At 75.9% G+C, this 20,934-nt stretch carries 19 protein-coding genes; 9 read left to right on the forward strand and 10 right to left on the reverse strand.

Annotation, left to right across the window (positions count from 1 at the left end; all coding sequences use genetic code 11):
* Positions 1–10 precede the first annotated feature (10 nt).
* Genes ND486_RS03475 through ND486_RS03495 form a run of 5 tightly spaced genes read right to left on the reverse strand, consistent with a single transcriptional unit; the run spans position 11 to position 4,345 of the window.
* Positions 11–685, reverse strand: coding sequence for a phosphonatase-like hydrolase (locus ND486_RS03475; RefSeq protein ID WP_073575018.1), 675 nt, complete (start codon positions 683–685; stop codon positions 11–13).
* Complete coding sequence (gene phnE / locus ND486_RS03480) at positions 682–1,512, reverse strand: phosphonate ABC transporter, permease protein PhnE (RefSeq protein WP_251782788.1); 831 nt, start codon at positions 1,510–1,512, stop codon at positions 682–684. Before phnE ends, ND486_RS03475 begins: the two co-directional genes overlap by 4 nt.
* Positions 1,509–2,252, reverse strand: a complete 744-nt coding sequence (locus tag ND486_RS03485; RefSeq protein WP_251782789.1) for a phosphonate ABC transporter ATP-binding protein — start codon at positions 2,250–2,252, stop codon at positions 1,509–1,511. Before ND486_RS03485 ends, phnE begins: the two co-directional genes overlap by 4 nt.
* Positions 2,249–3,160 (reverse strand): phosphate/phosphite/phosphonate ABC transporter substrate-binding protein, encoded by a 912-nt coding sequence (locus tag ND486_RS03490; RefSeq protein WP_251782790.1) that lies wholly within the window; start codon positions 3,158–3,160, stop codon positions 2,249–2,251. The genes ND486_RS03485 and ND486_RS03490 overlap by 4 nt, the downstream gene beginning before the upstream one ends.
* Positions 3,161–3,175: 15 nt before the next feature.
* Entirely contained in the window at positions 3,176–4,345 is a 1,170-nt protein-coding gene (locus tag ND486_RS03495; protein WP_251782791.1) for a TIGR03364 family FAD-dependent oxidoreductase, read from the reverse strand.
* 125 nt (positions 4,346–4,470) lie between these two features.
* Here ND486_RS03495 and ND486_RS03500 point away from each other — a divergent pair, with 125 nt between their 5' ends.
* Positions 4,471–5,205, forward strand: coding sequence for a GntR family transcriptional regulator (locus tag ND486_RS03500; RefSeq protein ID WP_202968498.1), 735 nt, complete (start codon positions 4,471–4,473; stop codon positions 5,203–5,205).
* 236 nt (positions 5,206–5,441) lie between these two features.
* Here the strand turns inward: ND486_RS03500 and ND486_RS03505 are convergent, their stop codons facing one another.
* A complete protein-coding gene (locus ND486_RS03505; protein WP_251782792.1) occupies positions 5,442–6,497 on the reverse strand; it encodes an alcohol dehydrogenase catalytic domain-containing protein in 1,056 nt (351 codons plus the stop codon).
* 140 nt (positions 6,498–6,637) lie between these two features.
* Here ND486_RS03505 and hchA point away from each other — a divergent pair, with 140 nt between their 5' ends.
* Entirely contained in the window at positions 6,638–7,516 is an 879-nt protein-coding gene (hchA, locus tag ND486_RS03510) for a glyoxalase III HchA (protein WP_251782793.1), read from the forward strand.
* Between the two features lie 9 nt (positions 7,517–7,525).
* Here the strand turns inward: hchA and ND486_RS03515 are convergent, their stop codons facing one another.
* Genes ND486_RS03515 through ND486_RS03525 form a run of 3 tightly spaced genes read right to left on the reverse strand, consistent with a single transcriptional unit; the run spans position 7,526 to position 12,433 of the window.
* Positions 7,526–10,249 (reverse strand): molybdopterin-dependent oxidoreductase, encoded by a 2,724-nt coding sequence (locus ND486_RS03515; RefSeq protein ID WP_251782794.1) that lies wholly within the window; start codon positions 10,247–10,249, stop codon positions 7,526–7,528.
* On the reverse strand, positions 10,246–11,052 hold the full coding sequence (locus tag ND486_RS03520) for an FAD binding domain-containing protein (protein ID WP_251782795.1): 807 nt from the start codon (positions 11,050–11,052) through the stop codon (positions 10,246–10,248). The genes ND486_RS03515 and ND486_RS03520 overlap by 4 nt, the downstream gene beginning before the upstream one ends.
* 4 nt (positions 11,053–11,056) lie before the next feature.
* Positions 11,057–12,433, reverse strand: a complete 1,377-nt coding sequence (locus ND486_RS03525; protein ID WP_251782796.1) for an 8-oxoguanine deaminase — start codon at positions 12,431–12,433, stop codon at positions 11,057–11,059.
* Between the two features lie 92 nt (positions 12,434–12,525).
* On the opposite strand from ND486_RS03525, the gene ND486_RS03530 reads away from it, so the two are divergent.
* Positions 12,526–14,079: a PucR family transcriptional regulator gene (locus ND486_RS03530; protein ID WP_251782797.1), complete on the forward strand. Its 1,554-nt coding sequence runs from the start codon at positions 12,526–12,528 to the stop codon at positions 14,077–14,079.
* Between the two features lie 110 nt (positions 14,080–14,189).
* Here the strand turns inward: ND486_RS03530 and ND486_RS03535 are convergent, their stop codons facing one another.
* On the reverse strand, positions 14,190–16,115 hold the full coding sequence (locus ND486_RS03535; RefSeq protein ID WP_251782798.1) for a solute carrier family 23 protein: 1,926 nt from the start codon (positions 16,113–16,115) through the stop codon (positions 14,190–14,192).
* Between the two features lie 249 nt (positions 16,116–16,364).
* Here ND486_RS03535 and ND486_RS03540 point away from each other — a divergent pair, with 249 nt between their 5' ends.
* The 6 genes from ND486_RS03540 to ND486_RS03565 are packed head-to-tail and all read left to right on the forward strand — an operon-like array spanning position 16,365 to position 20,878.
* Positions 16,365–16,667: an urease subunit gamma gene (locus ND486_RS03540; protein WP_020622559.1), complete on the forward strand. Its 303-nt coding sequence runs from the start codon at positions 16,365–16,367 to the stop codon at positions 16,665–16,667.
* Entirely contained in the window at positions 16,664–16,990 is a 327-nt protein-coding gene (locus tag ND486_RS03545; RefSeq protein WP_251782799.1) for an urease subunit beta, read from the forward strand. The genes ND486_RS03540 and ND486_RS03545 overlap by 4 nt, the downstream gene beginning before the upstream one ends.
* Positions 16,987–18,702: an urease subunit alpha gene (locus ND486_RS03550; protein ID WP_251782800.1), complete on the forward strand. Its 1,716-nt coding sequence runs from the start codon at positions 16,987–16,989 to the stop codon at positions 18,700–18,702. The genes ND486_RS03545 and ND486_RS03550 overlap by 4 nt, the downstream gene beginning before the upstream one ends.
* Positions 18,702–19,379: an urease accessory protein UreF gene (locus ND486_RS03555; RefSeq protein ID WP_251782801.1), complete on the forward strand. Its 678-nt coding sequence runs from the start codon at positions 18,702–18,704 to the stop codon at positions 19,377–19,379. Before ND486_RS03550 ends, ND486_RS03555 begins: the two co-directional genes overlap by 1 nt.
* Positions 19,369–20,097, forward strand: coding sequence for an urease accessory protein UreG (gene ureG / locus ND486_RS03560; RefSeq protein WP_251782802.1), 729 nt, complete (start codon positions 19,369–19,371; stop codon positions 20,095–20,097). Before ND486_RS03555 ends, ureG begins: the two co-directional genes overlap by 11 nt.
* Position 20,098: 1 nt before the next feature.
* Positions 20,099–20,878, forward strand: coding sequence for an urease accessory protein UreD (locus ND486_RS03565; RefSeq protein WP_251782803.1), 780 nt, complete (start codon positions 20,099–20,101; stop codon positions 20,876–20,878).
* The last annotated feature ends 56 nt before the right edge of the window (positions 20,879–20,934 follow it).

Raw genomic sequence — 20,934 nt, forward strand, 5'->3', positions numbered from 1 at the left:
CCCGTCCCGCTCAGCCCGCCCGCCGGGTGTCCCCGAGCAGACCGGGGAGCACCGCGACCCCGTCGACGACGTCGGTCGGCCCCGCCGCGCGGAGCTCGGCGCGGCCCTGCGCCCCGGTGAGCACCGCGACGACCCGCCCGGCCCGGGCGTTGCGGCCGGCCTCGACGTCGAGCACGGTGTCCCCCGCTGTCAGGACCGCCGCCGGGTCGGCGACCCCGGTCAGCGCCATCGCGCGCCGGATCATCGCCGGGTCGGGCCGTCCGGCCGCGACCTCCTCGGCACAGACCACGGCGTCGAGCTGCCCGGTGAAGCGCCCGGGGAGCGCGGCCAGCAGCGGGTCGGTGACCTGCCGGTCGAACCCGGTGGTCAGCACCACCGCGATCCCGGCCGCGCGCAGCGCGGCCAGCGCCTCGGGGACCCCGGGCAGGGGACGCGGCGGGGACGCGGCGTAGGCGTCGGCGAGGCGGGCGACGAAGGCGTCGTGCAGGCCCTCGACGGCGCGGGCGTCGCGGACGCCGGTGAGCGCGCCGAGGGCCTCGCGCTTGTCGGCCCCCATCCAGCGGCGGATCGCGACGTCGTCGGCCGGATGCCCGGCGCGGGCGACGACGTCGGCGAGGACCCGGTAGACCGCTCCCCCCTCGTCGACGGTGGTCCCGGCGATGTCCAGTGCGGCGAGGCGGATCACGTGTCACTCCCGAGACGGCGGCGGACCAGCGCGGACAGCTGGTCGACCGCGACGATCAGCACCAGTACGACGAGGATGTGGGTGAGCATCTCGTCGAACCGGAACAGCTGGATGGACTGGTTGATGAGGAACCCGATGCCGCCGGCGCCGACCAGGCCGAGCACCAGCGACGAGCGGACGTTGACGTCGAAGCGGTAGAGCAGCAGCCCCACCAGCTGCGGGGTGACCGACGGCAGCAGCGCGTGCACGGCGACCTGCAGCCGTCCGGCGCCCGCGGAGCGCAGCGCGGTGGGCGGGCCGGGGTCGGCGTCCTCGACGGTCTCGGCCCAGAGCTTTCCCATCACGCCGATGTTGTGCAGGACCAGCGCGAGCACCCCGGGGAACGGGCCGAGCCCGACCGCGGTGACGAAGACCAGTGCGAACACGACGTCGGGCACGGCACGCAGGAACGACAGCAGGCCACGGGCGGCCTGGTAGGTGACCGGCCCGGGGGCGGTGCCGCGCGCGGCGGCCAGGGCGAGCGCCAGAGCGAACGGGATCGACAGGGTGGTGCCCAGCAGCCCGATCCACAGGGTGACCAGGGCCCCCTGCAGGCTCGGCCCCAGGACCGCCCAGGACAGGTCGGGCGGGATCGCCTCGGTGAGGAACTCGGCCATGCCGTCGGCGCCGCCGAGCAGCGTCGCGAACGACATCTCGGTGGTGCGCCAGGCGATGACGTGCACGACGAGCAGCACGACGACGACCGTCGCGGCCAGGGCGAGGGTGCGCGGGTCGCGGCGCCGCGGCGGGACGGGCACGCGGCGGACGTCCGGTTCGGTGGTGGTCACGGTGCGGCCTCCAGGGCGGCCGCCGGCTCACGTTGGTCGGCGGTGTCGGGGTAGAGCGCGCGGACGTCGCCGCCGGGTGGTCCGTCGAGGACGACGTGCCCGGACCGCAGCCCGACGACGCGGTCGGCGTGCCGGGCGGCGAGGTCGGGCTGGTGCAGGACGGCGAGCACGGCGAGGTGCTCGGTGTGGGCGAGCGCGGCGAGCAGGCCGAGCACCTGCTCGGCGGCGGCCGGGTCGAGCGCGGACACCGGCTCGTCGGCGAGCAGGACCCGGGCGCGCTGGCACAGCGCGCGGGCGACGGCGACCCGCTGCTGCTGCCCGCCGGACAGCGACCCGGCGCGGTCGTGGGCGCGGTCGGCGAGGCCGACGCGGTCCAGGCAGCCCATCGCCTCCTCCCGCAGCTCCCGCGGGAACAGGGCCGGGACCAGCGAGGACCGCAGCGGGAGCCGTCCCAGAGCGCCGGCGCAGACGTTGTCGAGCACGGTGCGCCGGGTGACGAGGTGGATCCGCTGGAAGACCAGGGCGACGTCGAGTCGTCCGCGCGGCCTGCCGTCGACGAGCACCCGGCCGAGGTGCGGGGTCAGCCCGGCGGCGGCGCGCAGCAGCGTCGACTTGCCCGATCCGTTGGCGCCAAGGACGGCGAGCAGCTCCCCGGCGTGGACGTCGACGTCGACGCCGGGGAGGACCTCGCGGTCGCCGTAGCGCACCCGGGCGCCGCGGACCGCCAGCAGCGCGCTCACTGGACGTCCTTCTCGGTCAGGCCGAGCGTGCGGGCCAGCTCGAACAGCGGTGCGTAGGTGTCGCGGGTGACCGGGACGAGCTTCCCGGGCGGGGTGACGTCGAGCAGCGCGCCGATCTCCCCCACCGCCTGCGGGTCGAGGTTCAGCAGGGCGTCGGTGACGGCGGCCTTGAAGGCCGGGTCGAGGTTGCCGCGCACGGTCACCGGGTCGTTGGGGATCGGCGCGGAGGTCCAGACCCGGCGGAACCCGGCCGGGTCGAACGTCCCCGACGCGGTGGCCGAGGCCAGCTGCTGGGAGTTGATCTCGGCGGCGTCGACGGTGCCGTTGGTCAGCGCGAGCAGCGCCTCGGGGTGGCCGCCGGCGTAGTCGACCCGGACGTCGGCGGGGGCGAGCCCGGCGTCGAGGAGCGCCTTGCGGGGGAGGGCGTCGCCGGAGGTGGAGCCGACCGACCCCAGGGCGAGGGTGCGGCCGCGCAGCTGGGCCACCGTGGTGACGTCGGAACCGCGCGGCACCCAGATCCCGGCGGTGTAGGCGGACAGCTCACCGGTCGCGGTGCCGAACGAGGCGACCGGTTCGGCCCCGGCGCGCTCGGAGGCGAAGACGTAGCCGAGCGGGCCGAAGATCCCGATCTCCAGGCGGTCGTTGCGCATGGCGAGGACCTCGGCCGCGTAGTCGTCGGTGACCTGAACCCGGACCGGGCAGCTCAGCCGGCGTTCGAGGGCGTCGCCGAGGATCTCCGCGGCGGGCACGAGCTTCGCCGGGTCCTCGAAGGGTTCGATGCCCATCCGGATCTGCCCATTGGGGCAGGTGGGCGACTCGGCGGCGGCGGGGCCGGACGGGCCGGAGCAGGCGGTGAGGGCGAGGCTCGCGGCCAGTGCGGCGACGACGAGCAGGCGGGGGCGGCGCATGGGGGGTCTCCCGTTTCAGAGGACGCGGTCGAGCACGGCCGGTGCGAGGCCGAACGCGGTGGTCATGCCGATGCCGGAGGTGACCGCGACGGCGGTCGTCGCCGGTGCGACCGGGCGGATCAGGAACTCGCCGGGGGCGTCGGCGTAGACGCCCCGCCAGCGGCGGACGACGTCGACGCCGGTCCCGAGCAGCGCCCGGGTCTCGGCGAGCAGCAGGTCGTCGAGGGTCTCGTCGGTCCAGGGCTCGGGCGTGCGGTCGTAGTGGTGGGTGTCGCCGACGACGAGGTCGCCGCCGGGCAGCTGGGTGAGCATGTGGTTGACGCCCGCGTCGAGCAGGTCCGGGCGCTCGGTGCGCCAGCGCTCGCGCAGCGCTGCGGCGCCCGCGGTGCCCGACAGGGCCGGGTAGCGCAGCATCGAGCTGCCGGTGAGCACGGCCGGGCCGATCGTGAGCGGGGTGTGCGGGCGGACCTGCAGCATCTGCAGGACGCAGCGCCGCAGGCCCGCGTCGTCGGCGAGGCCGGGGACGAGGCGGTCCAGGTCGTGACCGACGCAGAGGAGGACCCGGTGGGCCCGGAACTCCCCACGCCCGGTGCGGACGACCACCGGGCCGTCACCGCTCGCGTCCCCGATCCCGCCCGCCCCGGTCTCACCGGACCCGGCGCCGGCCCCGTCGATGCCGTGTACCGGGCAGCCGAAGTGGATCTCGGCACCGGGCCGGGCCGCGAGCCACACCGCGATCGCCCCGGCCGCCCGGCGCTGCTCGACCCGCAGGTCGCGCGGCAGGAACGCCCCGCCGTGCAGGCCGTCCTGGGCGACCGGGACCCGGTCGACGACCTGCGCCGGGTCGAGCAGCTCGACGTCGTCACCCCGGGTGGCCGCGAGCTCCTCGAGCGCGGCGCGCTCCTCGGCCGACCGGGCGACGACCACGGTGCCGCACTCGGCGACGCCGAACCCGGCCGCGGCACCCAGTCGCAACCAGGTGCCGCGGCCGCGGGTGGCGAACTCCAGCGCGTCGCCGGTCTGGGCGGTGAGGCAGCCGTGGCCGAAGTTGCGCACCGTGGCCCCGACGGCGTGCTCGTCGCGCTCGAGCACGGTCACGTCCAGGCCGCGCTCGACGGCCTCGACGGCGTGGGCGAGGCCGACGACGCCGGCCCCGACGATCAGGAGGTCACTCGTCCGGGTCACGGCGGCGACGGTGCCAGCCGGATGTCCCGGACCGCAATGACTTGTCGATACAAGTCGGCATCCGTTCACCTGCCCGACCTCTGGACGTCGTGCTCAGCCGCCTGTCGCTTGTAGAGTCACCATCCGTGGGGACCCCGTTGCACCGCACGCTGGCCGACGAGCTGCGCACCCGGATCCGCAGCGGCGCGATCGGTGTCGGGGAGGCGCTGCCGTCCGAGGCCGAGCTGTGCCGGGAGTTCTCGGCGTCGCGCGGCCCCGTCCGCCAGGCCCTGGCCGCCCTGCGCGACGAGGGCCTGATCGGCGGCGGGCAGGGCCGGCGCCCGGTGGTGCTCGACGCGGTACCCGCCCAGCCGTTCGAGTCGTTCCTGTCCTTCACCCGGCGTGCGGAGCTGACCGGCCACGTCCCGGGCCAGCGCCTGCACGAGATCGCGCTGCGGCACCCGTCGCCCGCGGTCGCGGCGGCGCTGGGCCTGGAGCCCGAGGACTACGCGGTCCAGCTGATCCGGCTGCGCCTGCTCGACGACCGTCCCGCGATGCTGGAGCGGATGACCTACGTGGAGAAGGTCGGGCGCGCCCTGCTCGATGCCGACCTCAACGCCGGGTCGATCTACGCCCTGCTCACCGGCCAGGGCGTCGACCTGCACGCGGCCCGGCACACCTTCGACGCCGTCGCCGCCGACGAGCTCGACGCGTCCCTGCTCGACGTCGAGGTCGGACACCCCCTGCTCCGCGAACGGCGGCTGACCTGGGACTCCGCCGGGGACGCCCTCGAGTGGTCGGAGGACCGCTACCGCCCGGACGTCGCGACCGTGACGGTGACGAACACCCGCAGCGGGCGGGGTGGGTTCGCGCGGGAGTGAGCGGGCGGGAGCGGGTTGACCCGCGGGTGGGCGGCGACGCGCTCCCGCCGGCGACGGCGGGGCCCGGGCCGGGAGTCGCACCGCCACCGTCGCCGCCGCCCGGAGGTGCCCCTGTCCTGAACTCGCTTACCGGGTAAGCGGATCGACACACATCCCCTCCGGATCCGGGAGAAGGACCGCACTGCCGCATCGGTTCGTGCGATGGCCCGGCCCGCGCCCGGCGACCGGGAGCGACGTCAGGGACGCACGGCCTGGCGCGGCTCCGCACCCGGCGCCCCGGCGGCGGCGAAGGCGTCGTCGAGCGCGTCGAGGGACCACGGGCCACCGGTCAGCTCGGCGAACGGGAACCGCGTGTGCTCCGCGACGAGGAACGCGACCGCGGCGGCGAGGTGACGGGGGGCGTAGTTGTGCACGCCGACGACCGTGTGCAGCCCGCGGACCAGGCGTTCCGGGTCGAGTCCCACCGCGGGGCCGGGCGAGACCGACCCGGCGAGGACGGCGGTGCCGCCGACGTCGAGCGCGTCGAGGCAGGCGCGCACGGCGGCGGGTGCACCGGACAGCTCCAGCGCTACGTCGAACGCCCGCTCCGGCGGGGTCCCGACCGTGTCCGCGGCGCCGAAGCGGCGGGCCCGGTCGCGGCGGTCGGCGTGCGGGTCGGCGACCACGACCTCGGCGCCCGCGCGGGAGGCCATCGCCGCCGCGGTCACACCGAGCATGCCCGCACCCGTCACCAGCACTCGCGCTCCCGGGCCCGGCGAGCCGGCGGCGTCGAGGACCGCGGCGACCGTGGCCGTCGCGCACGAGGCGGGTGCGGCGACCTCGTCGGGCACCGCGTCGGGGACGACCACCGTCGCCGTGCCCGGGGTGAGCAGGCAGTGGGTGGCGAAACCGCCGGTCAGCGGGCGGGCCTCGTCCAGCGGGGCGTGGCCGTACTTGTGCAGGTCGGTGCACTTCTGGGGGATCCCGCGACGGCAGCGGCGGCACTCCCCGCAGGACGCGGCGACCGAGAAGACGATCCGGTCGCCGGTCCGGACCGGCGCGCCGTCGACGTGGCGCAGGCCCGGCGCCGTCGCGACGACCCGCCCGACCTGCTCGTGCCCGAGCACCCCCGGCACCGGCGACGAGCGGTGGCCGCGGGTCGTGTGCAGGTCCGAACCGCACACCGTCGCCAGGTCGACCGCCACCAGGACCTCACCCGGCCCCGGCTCGCCGAGCGCGGTCGTGACCAGGCGGAACGGGGCGCCGACACCGTCCCAACGGGCGTAGCGGGCGGTCGTCACGGGAGCTGCCATGCCCGCGACGGTCGCACCACCTCGCCGGCCCGTCCACCACCCTGTATGGACAAGTTGGTGAACGCACGGCGGCGCGGTTCGCCGACACCGGGCGGGGGTACGCCGTGCGGGCACCGCACGAACGACCCGGAGGCACCCCGATGTCCGACAGCACGCTCAGCAAGGACCCGACCGCGGACCCGGCGGAGCACGAGGCGTACTTCCCGTCGCCGTACTCGCTGGACGCCTACACCGCGCCGAGGACCGACTTCGACGGTCTCGCCACCGAGCGGAACGCCTGGTCCGGCGGACGCTGGAAGGTGCTCGTGCTGGCCACCGACGAGCGCTACCTGCGCATGGGCAATGGCACCTTCTTCTCCACCGGCAACCACCCGGTGGAGACCCTGCTCCCCCTGCACCACGTCCTGGAGGCCGGGTTCGGCGTCGAGATCGCGACGCTCACCGGCAATCCGGCGAAGTTCGAGTGGTGGGCCTACCCCGGCGAGGACGAGGCGGTCGGCAGCGCCCGCGACACGCTGCTCGCGCAGTGGCGGGCCCCGAAGTCGCTGGCCGAGGTCGTCGAGCGCGAGCTGGGCGAGGACTCGGACTACCTCGCGGTGTTCGTCCCCGGCGGGCACGGCGCGCTGTCCGGGCTGCCGTTCTCCACCGACGTCCGCGACACCCTGGAGTGGGCGATGCGCACCGACCGGCTCGTGGTGTCGCTGTGCCACGGGCCCGCCGCGTTCCTCTCCACCCGCATCGGCCGCGGCCGGTCGGTGTTCGAGGGCTACGAGATGTGCGTGTTCCCCGACGCCCTCGACGCCGGTGCCAACATCGACATCGGCTACCTGCCCGGCGAGATGCCCTGGCTGCTCGGCAAGGCCCTCCAGGACGAGGGCGTCCGTGTGGTCAACGACGACATGACCGGTCGCTGCACCACCGACCGCAACGTCATCACCGGCGACAGCCCCCTCGCCGCGAACGAGCTGGGGCGGCTCACCGCGACGGCGCTGCTGGAGCACGCGCGCCGCCGCGGCTGACCATGCGGCTCAGGGCGCCGTACCACCGGCCGCGAGCCGCCACACCCGGTCACGGCTGAACGGCTGGTGGTACGGCCGCACCCCCAGCGCCCGGCGGATCGCGTTCGCGACCGCGGGCGCGACCGGGTTGTAGGGCGCCTCGCTCATCGACTTCGCGCCGTAGGTGCCGAGCGCGTCGTGGGTGCGGGCGTACCGCACCTCGGTGTCCGGGACGTCCGCCATCTGCGGCACCCGGTAGGTGCGGAACACCGGGTTGAGGACCTCCCCGGACTCCCCCACGTACACCTCCTCGTAGAGCGCGCTGCCCAGCCCCATCGCGGCGCCGCCCTCGACCTGCCCGCGCAGCTGCTCGGGGTTCAGGACGGTGCCGGCGTCGACGGCCTGCACCGAGCGCAGCACCCGGACCTCGCCGGTGGCGGTGTCCACCGCGACGCGCACGCCGTGGCAGTTCGCGGTGATCGCCCGCGCGGTGCCGGGCTCCTCCCCCGTGGCCGCCAGCCCCCCGGGCGAGGACGCGGCGGCCAGCACGTCGTCGAGCGTCCACTCGCCGCCGGGCGCCGTGACCCCGGCCGCGTGCAGCTCCCCGCCGCCGGTCACGGTGAGGATCCGCTCCCGCAGCGCGGTCGCCGCGGCGTGCAGTGCCTTGCCCGCGACGGTGGTGCCCGCCGAGGCGAACGCCCCGGTGTCGTAGCCGCAGGCGTCGGTGTCGCCGTGGTGGGCGTCGACGCGGTCCGGGGTCGTGCCGAGCACGGTCGCGACGACCTGGCGGTGCGTGGTCGTGGTGCCGTTGCCGAACTCGACGGTGCCGGCGCCGAGCCGGTAGCGCCCGCCGGGCAGCAAGGTCACCGTGGTGGTGGCGGCGTGCCCGAACGGGGCCATCGTCGTCATCATGCCCAGGGCGACCCCCTCGCCGACCCGCCATGACGGGCCGTCGGGGACCGGGTCGCCGGTGCCGTCGGCCAGGGCGTCCCGGACGAGGTCGAGGCACTGGTCCATGCCGTAGCTGGTCCAGTGCAGGTCGTGCTCCGGCTCGCCGTGGTGGGCGACGTGCAGCGGGTCCCCGGCGCGCACCATGTTGCGCCGGCGCAGCTCGAACGGGTCGAGGCCGGTCGCGATCGCGAGCTCGTCCATCGCGGACTCGACGGCGAACATCACCTGGCCCAGGCCGTAGCCGCGGAACGCGCCGCTGGGCACGTTGTGGGTGTAGACGACCTCGGCGTCGAGGTGCTTGACCGGGCAGTTGTAGACGCTGACCGACTCGGCGACGGAGTGGAACAGCACCCCGCGGGAGTGGTTGCCGTAGGCGCCGGTGTCGGACAGGACGTCGAGCTTCATCGCGGTGAGGCGGCCGTCGTCGTCGGCGCCGAGGGTGACCGCGACCCGCATCGGGTGGCGCAGCGCGGTGCGGGTGAACTCCTCGGACCGGGTGAACTCGTGGACGACGGTACGCCCGGTCCGCAGCACGGCGAGCCCGACGAGGTCCTCGGCGAACATCTCCTGCTTGCCGCCGAACCCGCCACCGACCCGCGCGGTGTGCACCCGGACCCGGTCCGGGTCGAGTCCGAGGACGCGGGCGAGCTCGCCGCGGGTGAGGAACGGGACCTGGGTGCCCGACCGCACGACGAGCCTGCCGTCGTCGTCGAGCGAGCCGATCGCGCCGTGGCACTCCAGCTGGGCGTGGGAGACCCGGCTGGTGCGCCAGGTGCCGGTGACGGTGTGCGCGGAGGCGCGCAGTGCGGCGTCGACGTCGCCGCCGTGCCCGCCGTGCAGGGCGAGCACGACGTTGCGCCCGGCGTCGTCGACGCGGTCGGCAGGCGTCCGGTCCGGGTGCACCGACGACGCACCGGGCCGCCGCGCCGCCTCCGGGTCGAGCACGGCGGGCAGCACCTCGTAGTCGACGGCGACCAGCGCGCAGGCCGCCTCGGCCTGCGCCGGGGTCTGCGCGACGACGGCGGCGACCCGCTGCCCGACGTGGCGGACGACGTCGTCGAGCATCCGGGTGTCGTCGGGGTCGTCGGTGCGGTGCTCGTGCCGGGCGGTGGAGTAGCGCAGGTCCGGCACGTCGTGGTGGGTCAGCACCAGCGCGACGCCCGGTGCGGCTGCGGCCGCGGTGGTGTCGATCGACCGGATGCGGGCGTGGGCGTGCGGGGAGCCGAGGATCCGCAGGTGCAGAGCCCCGGTGAGGTCGGTGTCGAAGGTGAACGGCTCGCTGCCGGTGACGATGCGCTCCGCGGCCGGGGGCCGCGCCGAGCAGCCGACGGTGCCGGTGGTCCCGCCCGGGGCGCGCGGGGTGCAGCCGCCACGGACGCCGGTCTCGATCGCCTCCCGGATGCTGCGGTAGCCGGTGCAGCGGCACAGGTTGCCCTTCATCCGCCGCGGCAGGTCGTCGAGGTCGTCGGGGGTGAGCGCGGTGGCGGTGACGATCTGGCCGGCCGTGCAGAACCCGCACTGGAACCCGAACTTCTCGACGAACGCGGCCTGGACCGGGTGCAGCTCCCCGTCCGGCCCGGCCAGCCCGGCGACGGTGGTGACCCGCGCGCCGTCGAGGCGCTGGGCGGGGATCAGGCACGAGTGCACGGGCCGGTCGTCGAGCAGGACGGTGCAGGCGCCGCAGTCCCCGGCGTCGCACCCCTTCTTCACCTCGAGGTGCCCGTGCTCGCGCAGGAACGTGCGGGTGCACTGCCCCGGGGCGGGCTCCGCCTCCAGCTCGGTGTCGTTGACGTGCAGTTTCACGACAGCTCCTCCCGGATCTGCTCCAGCAGCACCGCGCTGACACCGTGGCGCCAGTCCGCGGAACCGAGCGGGTCGGTGTACCAGCCGTCGACGGCGTCGACGTCGGCGCGCAACCGGTCCGCGTCGGGCACGCCGGCCGGGTAGCGCAGGACGGTGGGCGCCTCGGTCGCGGCGGTGATCACGAACGTGGCGGCGCCGCCGTCGGGTGCGGTGTCGACCCGCCCGGTGAGCACGGCGCCGGAGCGGCCGAACTCGGCGAGTGCGATCTTGCGGAAGGCGGTGCGGGCGCGGAGTGCGGCGCCGGGCAGCTCGACCGCGCGCAGGACCTCGCCGGGGCGCAGCGCGGTGGTGCCGTTGCCGGTGACGAGCGATGCGACCGGGACGCGGTACTCCTCGCCGTCGGGGGTCCAGACGACGGCGAGCCCGTCGAGCGTCGCGGCGAGCGCGACCATCCCGGCGGCGGCGTAGGCGCGGCACACGTTCCCGCCGACGGTCGCGGTGTGCCAGATCTTCCACGACGCGAGAAGGGCGTGCGCGCACTCGGCGAACAGCGGGGTGCCGGTGCGCTCGCCGTACGCGGCGAGGTCGGCGATCGGGCAGGTCGCGGCGACCGACAGGCCGCCGTCGGGCAGGTCGGAGAGGGGCTCCCAGCCCATCGTGGTGAGGTCGACCAGGCCGGTGACGCCGGGCTGCGGCTCGGAGAACAGCCACGTCCCGCCGGCGAGGATCCGCTCCCCCGGAGCCAGCGCCAGGTCGGCGCGCTCGCGGGCGCGCCGGAACCCGGTGACGGTGTGCAGGTCCATCCGCTCACCCGGCCTTGGCCACGAGGGCGCGGTGCACGGCGGCGCACTCGGCGGCGACGGCGTCGGTGTCGACAGTGAGCACGGTGTCCCGTTCGACGACCGGGCGCCCGTGCACGAGCAGCAGCTCCAGCGGCGGCGGGGTGCCCAGGACGAGTGCGGCGACCGGGTCGGCGACGTCGCGGTGCCGGAACCCGTCGAGCCGCCACAGGGCGAGGTCGGCGAGCTTGCCGGTCTCGATCGACCCGATCTCGTCCTCGCGACCGAGCACCCGGGCACCGCCGAGCGTGCCGAGCTCCAGGGCCTCGCGCACCGACAGGGCACGGGGGCCGCCCGCGGCACGGGCGAACAGGACGGCGTGCTTGACGTCCTCCAGCAGGTGTGTGCCCTCGTTGGAGGCGGCGCCGTCGACGCCGATCCCGACCCGCGCGCCCGCGTCGACGAGGTCGCGGACCCGCGCGATGCCCGCGCCGAGACGGCCGTTGGAGGTGGGGCAGTGCGCGACGCCGGTGCCGGTCGCACCGATCGTCTTCACCGCGTCGTCGTCGAGGTGCACGGTGTGGGCGAACCACACGTCGGGCCCGGTCCAGCCCAGGTCGGCGACGTACTCGGTGGGGGTGGCACCGAAGCGCTCCCGGCAGTACGCCTCCTCGTCGTCGGTCTCGGCGAGGTGGGTGTGCAGCCGCACCCCGAGCTCGCGGGCCAGCGTCGCGGACTCGCGCATCAGCTCCGGCGTCACCGAGAACGGCGAGCAGGGGGCCAGCGCGATCCGCAGCATCGACCCCGGCGACGGGTCGTGCCAGCGGGCGACGGCGTCGGCGGAGGCGGCGAGGATCTCGTCGCGGTCGGAGACGACGTGGTCCGGCGGCAGCCCACCCGCGCTGCGCCCGAGGTCCATCGAGCCGCGGGTCGGGTGGAACCGCAGCCCCACCTGCTGTGCGGCGCGGATCTCGGCGCCGAGCACGTCCCCGCCCTCGCGGGGGAAGACGTAGTGGTGGTCGGTCGTGGTGGTGCAGCCCGACAACGCGAGCGCGGACAGCGCGCCGGTGGCGCCGGTGTGCACGGCGTGCTCGTCGATGCCCGCCCACACCGGGTACAGCGTGGTCAGCCACTCGAACAGCGTGTGGTCGACGGCGAGCCCGCGGGTCACCCACTGGTAGAGGTGGTGGTGGGTGTTGACCAGGCCCGGGGTGAGCAGGCAGCCGCGGGCGTCGACCCGGCGGTCGTAGGACCCCGCCGGGGCGGGACCGGGCCCGACGCCCGCGATCCGTTCCCCCTCGACGACGACGTGCCCGCCGGGGAGCTCCTCCCCGGTGACGGTGACGACGTGGGCACCCTCGATGGCGATCCGGTGTGCGGTCCGGCCGGCGCTCGGCTGCTGCATGGACCCAGTGCACCGCGCGCCGGTCACCGGGAGAAGGCACCGCCGTGACGAATCGGGGTCCCCCGCGGCGCACCGAGTTGTAGGTTTCTCCCATGCTGCTCTCGGAGCTCGTCGCTCGCCCGGAGCTGCGGCTGCGGGTCCTGCACGGCTCGGCGGCCGACCTGGACCGGTCCGTGCGCTGGGTGTACCCGACCGACCTGCCCGACCCGTCGCGCTACCTGGGCGGCGGTGAGCTGGTCGTGTCCGGCCTGGTGTGGCGGCGGACGCCCGCGGACTCGGAGCGGTTCGTCGCGGCGGTCGCGCGGTCCGGGGCGGCGGCGCTGGTGGCCGGGGAGGCCGTGTTCGGCGACATCCCGGCCGACGTCGTCGACGCCTGCCGCCGCCACGACCTCGTGCTGGTCGCGGTGCCGGTGGACGTGTCGTTCGGCGCGGTGACCGAGGCGGTGATCGGGGCGCTGTCCGCGGCCCGCGGGGACCGGCTCGCCCACACCCTGGGCCGGCACCGGCGGCTGCTCGCCGCGTTCGCCGGCGGCGCGGAGCTGGCCGACCTCGCCGCGGCGGTGTCGGCGGGCACCGGCCTGGTCTGCCGGGTGCTGACCGCGGCGGGCGGCCTGCTCGCCGGTCCGGCCCTGCCCGAGGCCGAGCGCGACGCCGTCGTCGCCGGGTTCCTGACCGCGGGCCGGTTGCCGGTGACCGTCCCGGCCGGCCCGGCGGGTGCGGCGCACCTGGTGGTGCCCGCGGCACCGGGGACGGCCCGGGCCACCGGCTGGCTGGTCGCGGCGCAGCTGCCGCCGGGCACGGCGCAGGCGGGGACCGACGCCGTCGACGCCGTCGGCGAGCTGGCCGCGATCGCCGCGCTGGACCGGTCCCGGCGCCGGGAGGGTGCTGCGGTGGCCCGCCCGATCGCCGACGACGCGCTGGCCCGGATCGCCGCCGACACCGGGGACCGCCCCGAGACCCGGGTGCGGCTGCGCCAGGCCGGGGTCGAGCCGGACGGGACCCTCGCCGTGGTCGTGCTGCGCGCCTCGGGCGTCGCGGACCCGGCCGACACCGCGCACACCGTGCTGCTCGACGCGCTGGTCGGCACCGGCCCGGCCGCGGTCGGCGTGCAGGGCGGCGACGCGGTCGCCGTCGTCGCGGTGCCCGGGGCCCGGGACGCCCCGGACCCGGTGGAGCAGGTGCTCGCCGCGGTGCACCGGCTCGGACCGGGCCTGGCCGGCGGACGGCTCTCGGCCGGGGTGTCGCGGCCGTCGGCGGCGGACGCGCTGTCCGGTGCGCTCGCCGAGGCCGGGCACGCCGCGGGGCTGGCGGCGGGCCGGTCCGGCCCGGTGACCTCGGTGCGGGCCGGGGAGATCACCTCGCACGTCGCGCTGCTGGCCGGGGTCCCCGACGACGTGCGGCGCGGCTTCGCCGCCCAGGTCCTCGGCCCGGTGCTCGACCACGACGCGCGGTCGGGCACCGGGCTGCTGGAGACCCTGGAGGTCTTCCTCGACGAGTCCGGGTCGTGGAACCGGACCGCGGCCCGGCTGCACCTGCACGTCAACACCGTCCGGTACCGGATCGGCCGGGTGGCGGAGCTGACCGGGCGCGACCCGTCGTCGTTCGCCGACCGCGTCGACCTCTACCTGGCGCTGCGCTCGCGCTGACGGCGGCTCAGCGGCGGGCACCGGCGGGGCGGCGGCACCGGCCCGGCTCCCGGCTGCGTTCCGGCGCCGGCGCGGACGTCCCGCGCCGGCCGGGCGGCCCGGCCGGACGCTCAGCCGGACACGAGGTCGTCGAAGCGGTGCCCGGCGACGGTCGCGACGGCGACGAGCGCGGCCGCGTGCTCCTGCGCCGGCGGGTGGGTGAGCCGGCGCCGCGCGGTCGCGAGCAGGGCGCCGCGGTCCCCGGCGTCGCGCAGGCACACGATCAGCGGGAAGCCGAACCGCTCCCGGTAGGCCGCGGCGAGCCGGCCGAGCTCGGCGCGGTCGTCGCCGTCGAGCAGGGCCAGACCGGCCCGGTCGCGCAGTGCCGCCGCGCCGGCGCCCGTGGTCGCGGTGCCCCCGTCGCGGGCGGACGCCGGCGCGGCGGAGCCGGTGCCCACCAGGCCGCCCAGATCGGGGTAGTGGCCCATCAGCGCCCGCTGCTCCTCGGGCGGCGCGGCGAACAGCTCGTCCTGCACCGCGGCGCGCAGCGCCGTGGCGTCGGCGAAGGGGCCGCGGGCGTGCACCCTCCCGGGCACCGCGGTCGGGCCCTCGAACAGCCGTCCGAGGACCGCGGCGAACTCCCCGGCGTCGGCGGCGGCGAGCCGGTCGAAGGTCACGGTGTCCCCGCCGGCCGTCGCGGGGGCGGCGCCGCGGCGGCGCCCGGTGTGGAAGAACAGCAGGTTGAGCCCGATCGCGACGACGCTGCCCGCGGTGATCCCGGAGCCGAGCACGATGCCCGCCCACTGCGGCAGGGCCTGCGCCACGTCCGGCTGCACCGTCACGAACAGCGCGACCCCGAGCCCGGACCCGACCACGACGACGTTGCGGTGGTCGCGGAAGTCGACCCGCGACAACGTCTGGATCCCGACGACGGCGACGGTCGCGAACATCGCCAGCGCCGCCCCGCCCAGCACCGGGTGCGGCACGGCCGCGACCAGCGCCCCGGCCTTCGGCACCAGCCCGATGAGGATCATGAAACCGCCCGCGGCGGCGACCACCCAGCGGCTGGAGACCCGGGTGAGCCGGACGAGGCCGACGTTCTCGGCGAAGCAGGTGTAGGGGAAGGAGTTCAGGACACCGCCCAGGGTGGTGGCGGCGCCGTCGGCGCGCAGGGCGCGGGCGACGTCGTCCGGTCCGACCTTCTTGTCCACGATCTCGCCGGTGGCGATCACGTCACCGGTCGTCTCGACCGCGGTGATCATCATGACGACGATCATCGACAGGATCGCGGCGATCGAGAACTGCGGCCAGCCGAAGTGGAACGGCGTGGTGACCCCGACCCAGTCCGACTCCCCCACCGCGGACAGGTCGACCAGGCCGAACGGCACCGCGGCCAGCGTCCCGAGCACGAGCCCGGCGAGCACGGCGACGGTGGCGAGGAAGCCGCGGAACAGCCGCTGGATCAGCACGATCACCGCGAGCGTGCCGAGGGCGAGCCCGAGGTACAGCGGGTTGCCGGGGTCGGGGGCGTTCGCGCCGCCGACGGCGTCGGTCGCGGCGACCGGCAGCAGCGCCAGCCCGATCACGGTGATCACCGTGCCGGTGACGACCGGCGGGAAGAACCGCAGCAGCCGCGCGACGTAGGGCGCGGCGAGGAAGGTCACCAGCCCGGCGACGATCACCGCGCCGTAGATGGTGGTGAGCCCGGCGGTGCCACCACCCGCGGCCAGCCCGATCGCGATCATCGGCGAGACCGCGGTGAACGTGACGCCCTGCAGCAGCGGCAGCCGCACCCCGATCCGGCCGATCCCGACCGACTGCAGGATCGAGGCGATGCCGCAGGTGAACAGGTCGGCGTTGATCAGGTGGATGAGCTGGCGCTCGTCGAGACCGATGGCGTTGGCGAGCAGGATCGGCACGACGACGGCACCGGCGTAGAACGCCAGCACGTGCTGCATGCCGTAGACGGCGAGCCGTCCGGCGGGCGGCACCCGGTCGACCGGGTGGACGGGGTGGGCGGGATCGGTGGTTCGGCCGGTGGATCGGCGCAGGCGCATCGGTGACCTCGATGGGAGCCGGAGGGTGTGACGGGGCAGGGCGCGCGGAGGGGGCCGGATTGCGACCTGCATCACCATGCGCCCGGGCCGGGACCGCCCGGCACCGCCGTCTCCGACGAACCCCGGGCCGCTCGTCGCGGGGCTTTCGTAGGTTCCGACAGTCGACCCGGACATCGGGCCCCCGGCGGGACACCGTTCGGAACCTCCCGGCAATCCCGTCGCAACCCGGGACCGGACACAATGCGGGGCATGCACCTCAGTCCGAGCGAGCGCGACAAGCTCCTCGTCCACGTCGCCGCCGACGTCGCCCGCAGGCGTCGCGAGCGGGGTCTGCGGATGAACTACCCGGAGTCGGTCGCGCTGATCACCGAGCACGTCCTGGAGGGCGCCCGCGACGGCCGCACCGTCAGCGAGCTGATGAGCAGCGGCCGTGAGGTCCTGACCCGCGACGACGTCCTCGACGGCGTCCCGGAGATGCTCGACTCGGTGCAGGTGGAGGCCACCTTCCCGGACGGCACGAAGCTCGTCACCGTCCACGGGCCGATCGCGTGATCCCCGGCGAGATCCTCGTCGGCACCGAGCCGGTCGAGCTGCACCCCGGCCGCCCCCGGCTGACGCTGACCGTGGTCGACGCCGCGGACCGCCCGGTGCAGGTCGGGTCGCACTACCACTTCGCCGCCGCGAACCCCGGCCTGTCCTTCGACCGCGACGCCGCGTGGGGACACCGGCTCGACGTCCCCGCCGGGACGTCGGTGCGGTTCGAGCCCGGGGTGGAGCGCGAGGTGACGCTGGTGCCGATCGCCGGGGCGCGCCGGGTCCCCGGCCTGCGTCCCGAGCGGGCCGGTGCCCTCGACGAGCGGAGCTACGAGCAGTGAACATCGACCGCGCGCGCTACGCCGACCTGTACGGCCCGACCGTCGGGGACCGGGTCCGGCTCGCCGACACGAACCTGCTGATCGAGGTCACCGAGGACCGCTCGCGCGGCCCGGCGTCCGGTGACGAGGTCATGTTCGGCGGCGGCAAGGTGATCCGGGAGTCGATGGGGCAGGCGGCCGTCCTGGCCGCGGACTGCCCGGACCTGGTGATCACCGGCGCCGTCGTGCTCGACCACTGGGGCGTGGTGAAGGCCGACGTCGGGGTGAAGGACGGCCGGATCGTCGGCATCGGCAAGGCCGGCAACCCCGACACGATGGACGGGGTCGACCCGGCGCTGGTGATCGGGCCCGGCACCGAGGTGCTGGCGGGCAACGGGCGCATCCTCACCGCCGGTGCGATCGACGCGCACGTGCACTTCATCTGCCCGCAGCTGGTCGAGACCGCGCTCGCGTCCGGGGTCACGACGCTGTTCGGCGGCGGCACCGGCCCGGTCGACGGGTCGAAGGCCACCACCGTCACGCCCGGCCCCTGGAACATCGGCCGGATGCTGCAGGCGATGGACCACCAGCCGGTGAACCTGCTGCTGATGGGCAAGGGCAACACGGTCTCGGCCGAGGCGCTGCACGAGCAGCTGCGCGCCGGGGCGGGCGGGTTCAAGCTGCACGAGGACTGGGGCACCACCCCGTCGGCGATCGACGCCTGTCTGCGGGTGTGCGAGGAGACCGGCGTGCAGGCCGCGATCCACACCGACACCCTCAACGAGGCGGGGTTCCTGCAGTCCACCCTGGCCGCGATCGACGGCCGCTCGATCAACGCCTTCCACACCGAGGGCGCCGGCGGCGGGCACGCCCCGGACATCATCGAGGTCGTCGGCACCTCGCACGTGCTGCCGTCGTCGACCAACCCGACCCGCCCGCACACCGTCAACACCCTCGACGAGCACCTCGACATGCTGATGGTGTGCCACCACCTGAACCCGTCGGTGCCCGAGGACCTGGCCTTCGCCGAGTCCCGCATCCGCCCGACGACGATCGCCGCCGAGGACGTGCTGCACGACCTGGGCGCGATCTCGATGATGTCGAGCGACTCGCAGGCGATGGGCCGGATCGGCGAGGTCGTCATCCGGACCTGGCAGACCGCACACGTCATGAAGGCCGCCCGCGGCCCGCTGCCCGGTGACTCCGAGCGGGCGGACAACCTGCGTGCGCAGCGCTACGTCGCGAAGTACACGATCAACCCCGCACTCGCCCACGGCGCCGCCGAGCACATCGGGTCGGTCGAGGTCGGCAAGCTCGCCGACCTGGTGCTGTGGGAGCCGAAGTTCTTCGGGGTGCGGCCGGAGGTCGTCCTCAAGGGCGGCTTCGCGGTGTGGGCGCAGATGGGCGACGCGAACGCCTCCATCCCCACACCCGGCCCGGTCTACGGACGCCCGATGTTCGGCTACGCCCACACCCCCGCCGCGCTAGGCTCGCTCACCTTCATGGCGCCGTCCGCGCTGGAGGCGGCCGTTCCCGAGCGGCTCGGGCTGGCGACGCCCGCGGTGCCGGTGGCCGACACCCGCTCGGTGCGCAAGGCCGGGATGCTGCGCAACGACGCCACCCCGGACGTGCGCGTCGACCCGGACTCGTTCGAGGTGACGATCGACGGCGCCGTCGTCGAGCCCGCGCCGGTGAGCGAGCTGCCGATGGCGCAGCGGTACTTCCTGTTCTGATGGCGGGTCTCGCGTCGCTGGTGCTCGCCGACGCCCGGTTCCCCGGGGGCGGGCACGTGCACTCCGGCGGGCTGGAGGAGGCCGCCGAGCGGGGGCTGGTCACCGACGTCGCGTCGCTGCACGCGTTCCTGCGCGGGCGGCTGCGCACCGCGGGCCGGGTCGCGGCCTGCGTCGCCGCGGCCGCCGCGCACCCCGCGGGCCGGGACCGGCTCGGGGCGCTGGACGCGGCACTCGACGCGCGCACGCCGTCGCTCGCGCAGCGCGAGGCGTCGCGGGTGCAGGGGAAGGCAGCCCTGCGGGCGGCGCGGGCGGCGTGGCCGTCGCCGGAGCTCGACACGCTCGTCGCGGTCGACCGGCGGCCGCACCACCCGCTGCTCGTCGGCGTCGTCGTCGGCGTCGCCGGCGAGTCCCCGTCCGCCGCGGCCCGCTGCGTCGGCTACCTCGCCGTCTCCGGGCCCGCGTCGGCGGCGGTCCGGCTGCTCGGGCTGGACCCGTTCGCCGTCAACGCCGCGCTCGTCGCCCTGGACGACGACCTGGCCGTCGTCGTCGACGAGGCCGCGGCCCTCGCGGCGGGCGACCCCGCCGACCTCCCGGCGCCCGGCGCGCCGGTCCTCGACCTCATGGCCGAGTCCCACGTCCACCACCACCGCGAGAGGGTGCGTCTCTTTGCCTCCTGAACAGAGCCCGCCGACCGGGCAGACCGGGCACGGCCACGGTCATGTGATCAGCTTCGACCCGACGGTCACCGACCACGACCACCACGACCCGGCCCCGGCCGGCGGCCGCGCGGTGCGGATCGGCATCGGCGGCCCGGTCGGGTCGGGCAAGACCGCGCTGGTCGCGGCGCTGGCCCGCAGCCTCGGCGAGCGGGTCCGCCTGGCCGTGGTCACCAACGACATCTACACCACCGAGGACGCGGACTTCCTGCGCCGCAACGCCGTGCTGCCGCCGGAGCGGGTCGAGGCCGTGCAGACCGGCTGCTGCCCGCACACCGCGATCCGCGACGACATCACCGCCAACCTCGACGCCGTCGAGCTGCTGGAGGAGCGCTTCGGCGACCTGGACCTGGTGCTCGTGGAGTCCGGCGGGGACAACCTCACCGCGGTGTTCTCCCGCGGCCTGGTCGACCGGCAGATCTTCGTCGTCGACGTCGCGGGCGGGGACAAGGTGCCCCGCAAGGGCGGCCCCGGCGTCACCACCGCGGACCTGCTCGTGATCAACAAGACCGACCTGGCGCCGCTGGTCGGCGCCGACCTCGGGGTCATGACCGGCGACGCCGCACGCATCCGCGGGGAGCTGCCGGTGATCGCGCAGTCGCTGGTCGAGGACCCGGGCGCCGGCGACGTCGGTGCCTGGGTCCTCGAGCAGGTCGCCGCGGTCCGGGCGAGCGTCTGAGGTGCTGGCCTGCGCGGAGCTCGTGGTCGTCGCGCGGGAGGGCCGGTCGGTCGTCACGACGCTGCGGGCGCAGTCCCCGCTGGCCCTGGTCCCCCGTCGTGGCGTCACCGCTGCGAGCCGGTCCGACGCCGTCGTGCACCTGGTGGGGTCGGCCTCGACCCCGCTGGCCGGCGACGACGTCACCCTCACCGTGACCGTCGGCGCGGGGGCGCACCTGACCCTGACCGGGGTCGCCGCGGCCGTCGCCCTGCCGGGTGGCCGCAGTGCCGACCGCGCGGCCCGGCCGAGCCGGACCGTGCTGCGCTGCAGCGTCGGCGACGGCGGGTCGCTGACCTACCTGCCGGAGCCGACCGTGGTGACCGGGCGGGCCCACCACGAGACCGTGCTCGACGTGGTGCTCGCCCCGACCGCCGCGTTGCGCGCCCGGGACCTGCTGGTCGCCGGCCGCACCGGGGAGCGGCCGGGCCGCTGCCGCGGGACCGTCCGGGTCACCGAGTGCAGTGCCGCCGGGAACGGTCCCGCGCCCGGCCGGCCGCTGCTGGTGCAGACCCAGGAGATCGGCGACCCGCTGCTCGACGCCTCCCCCGCCCACCTCGCCGGGCACCGGGTCCTGGGCACCGAGGTCCTGGTCGGGCCCGCCCGCGAGCAGGTCCCCGCGACCTGCGGGGACGGCTGGAGCCTGTCCCCGCTGCCGGGACGCGGGGCGCTCGCGACGGCCGTCGCGCACGACGCCGTCACCGCCGCCCGCCGCCTCGCCGAGGCGGTCCGCGCCGCCTCCTGAGCCGTCGGGTGACCGGCACCGGTGAGGGGCCGGGTGCCGCTCCCCCCACCGGTGGC

The sequence above is a fragment of the Pseudonocardia sp. DR1-2 genome, assembly GCF_023717215.1.
Classification (GTDB): Bacteria; Actinomycetota; Actinomycetes; order Mycobacteriales; family Pseudonocardiaceae; genus Pseudonocardia; species Pseudonocardia alni.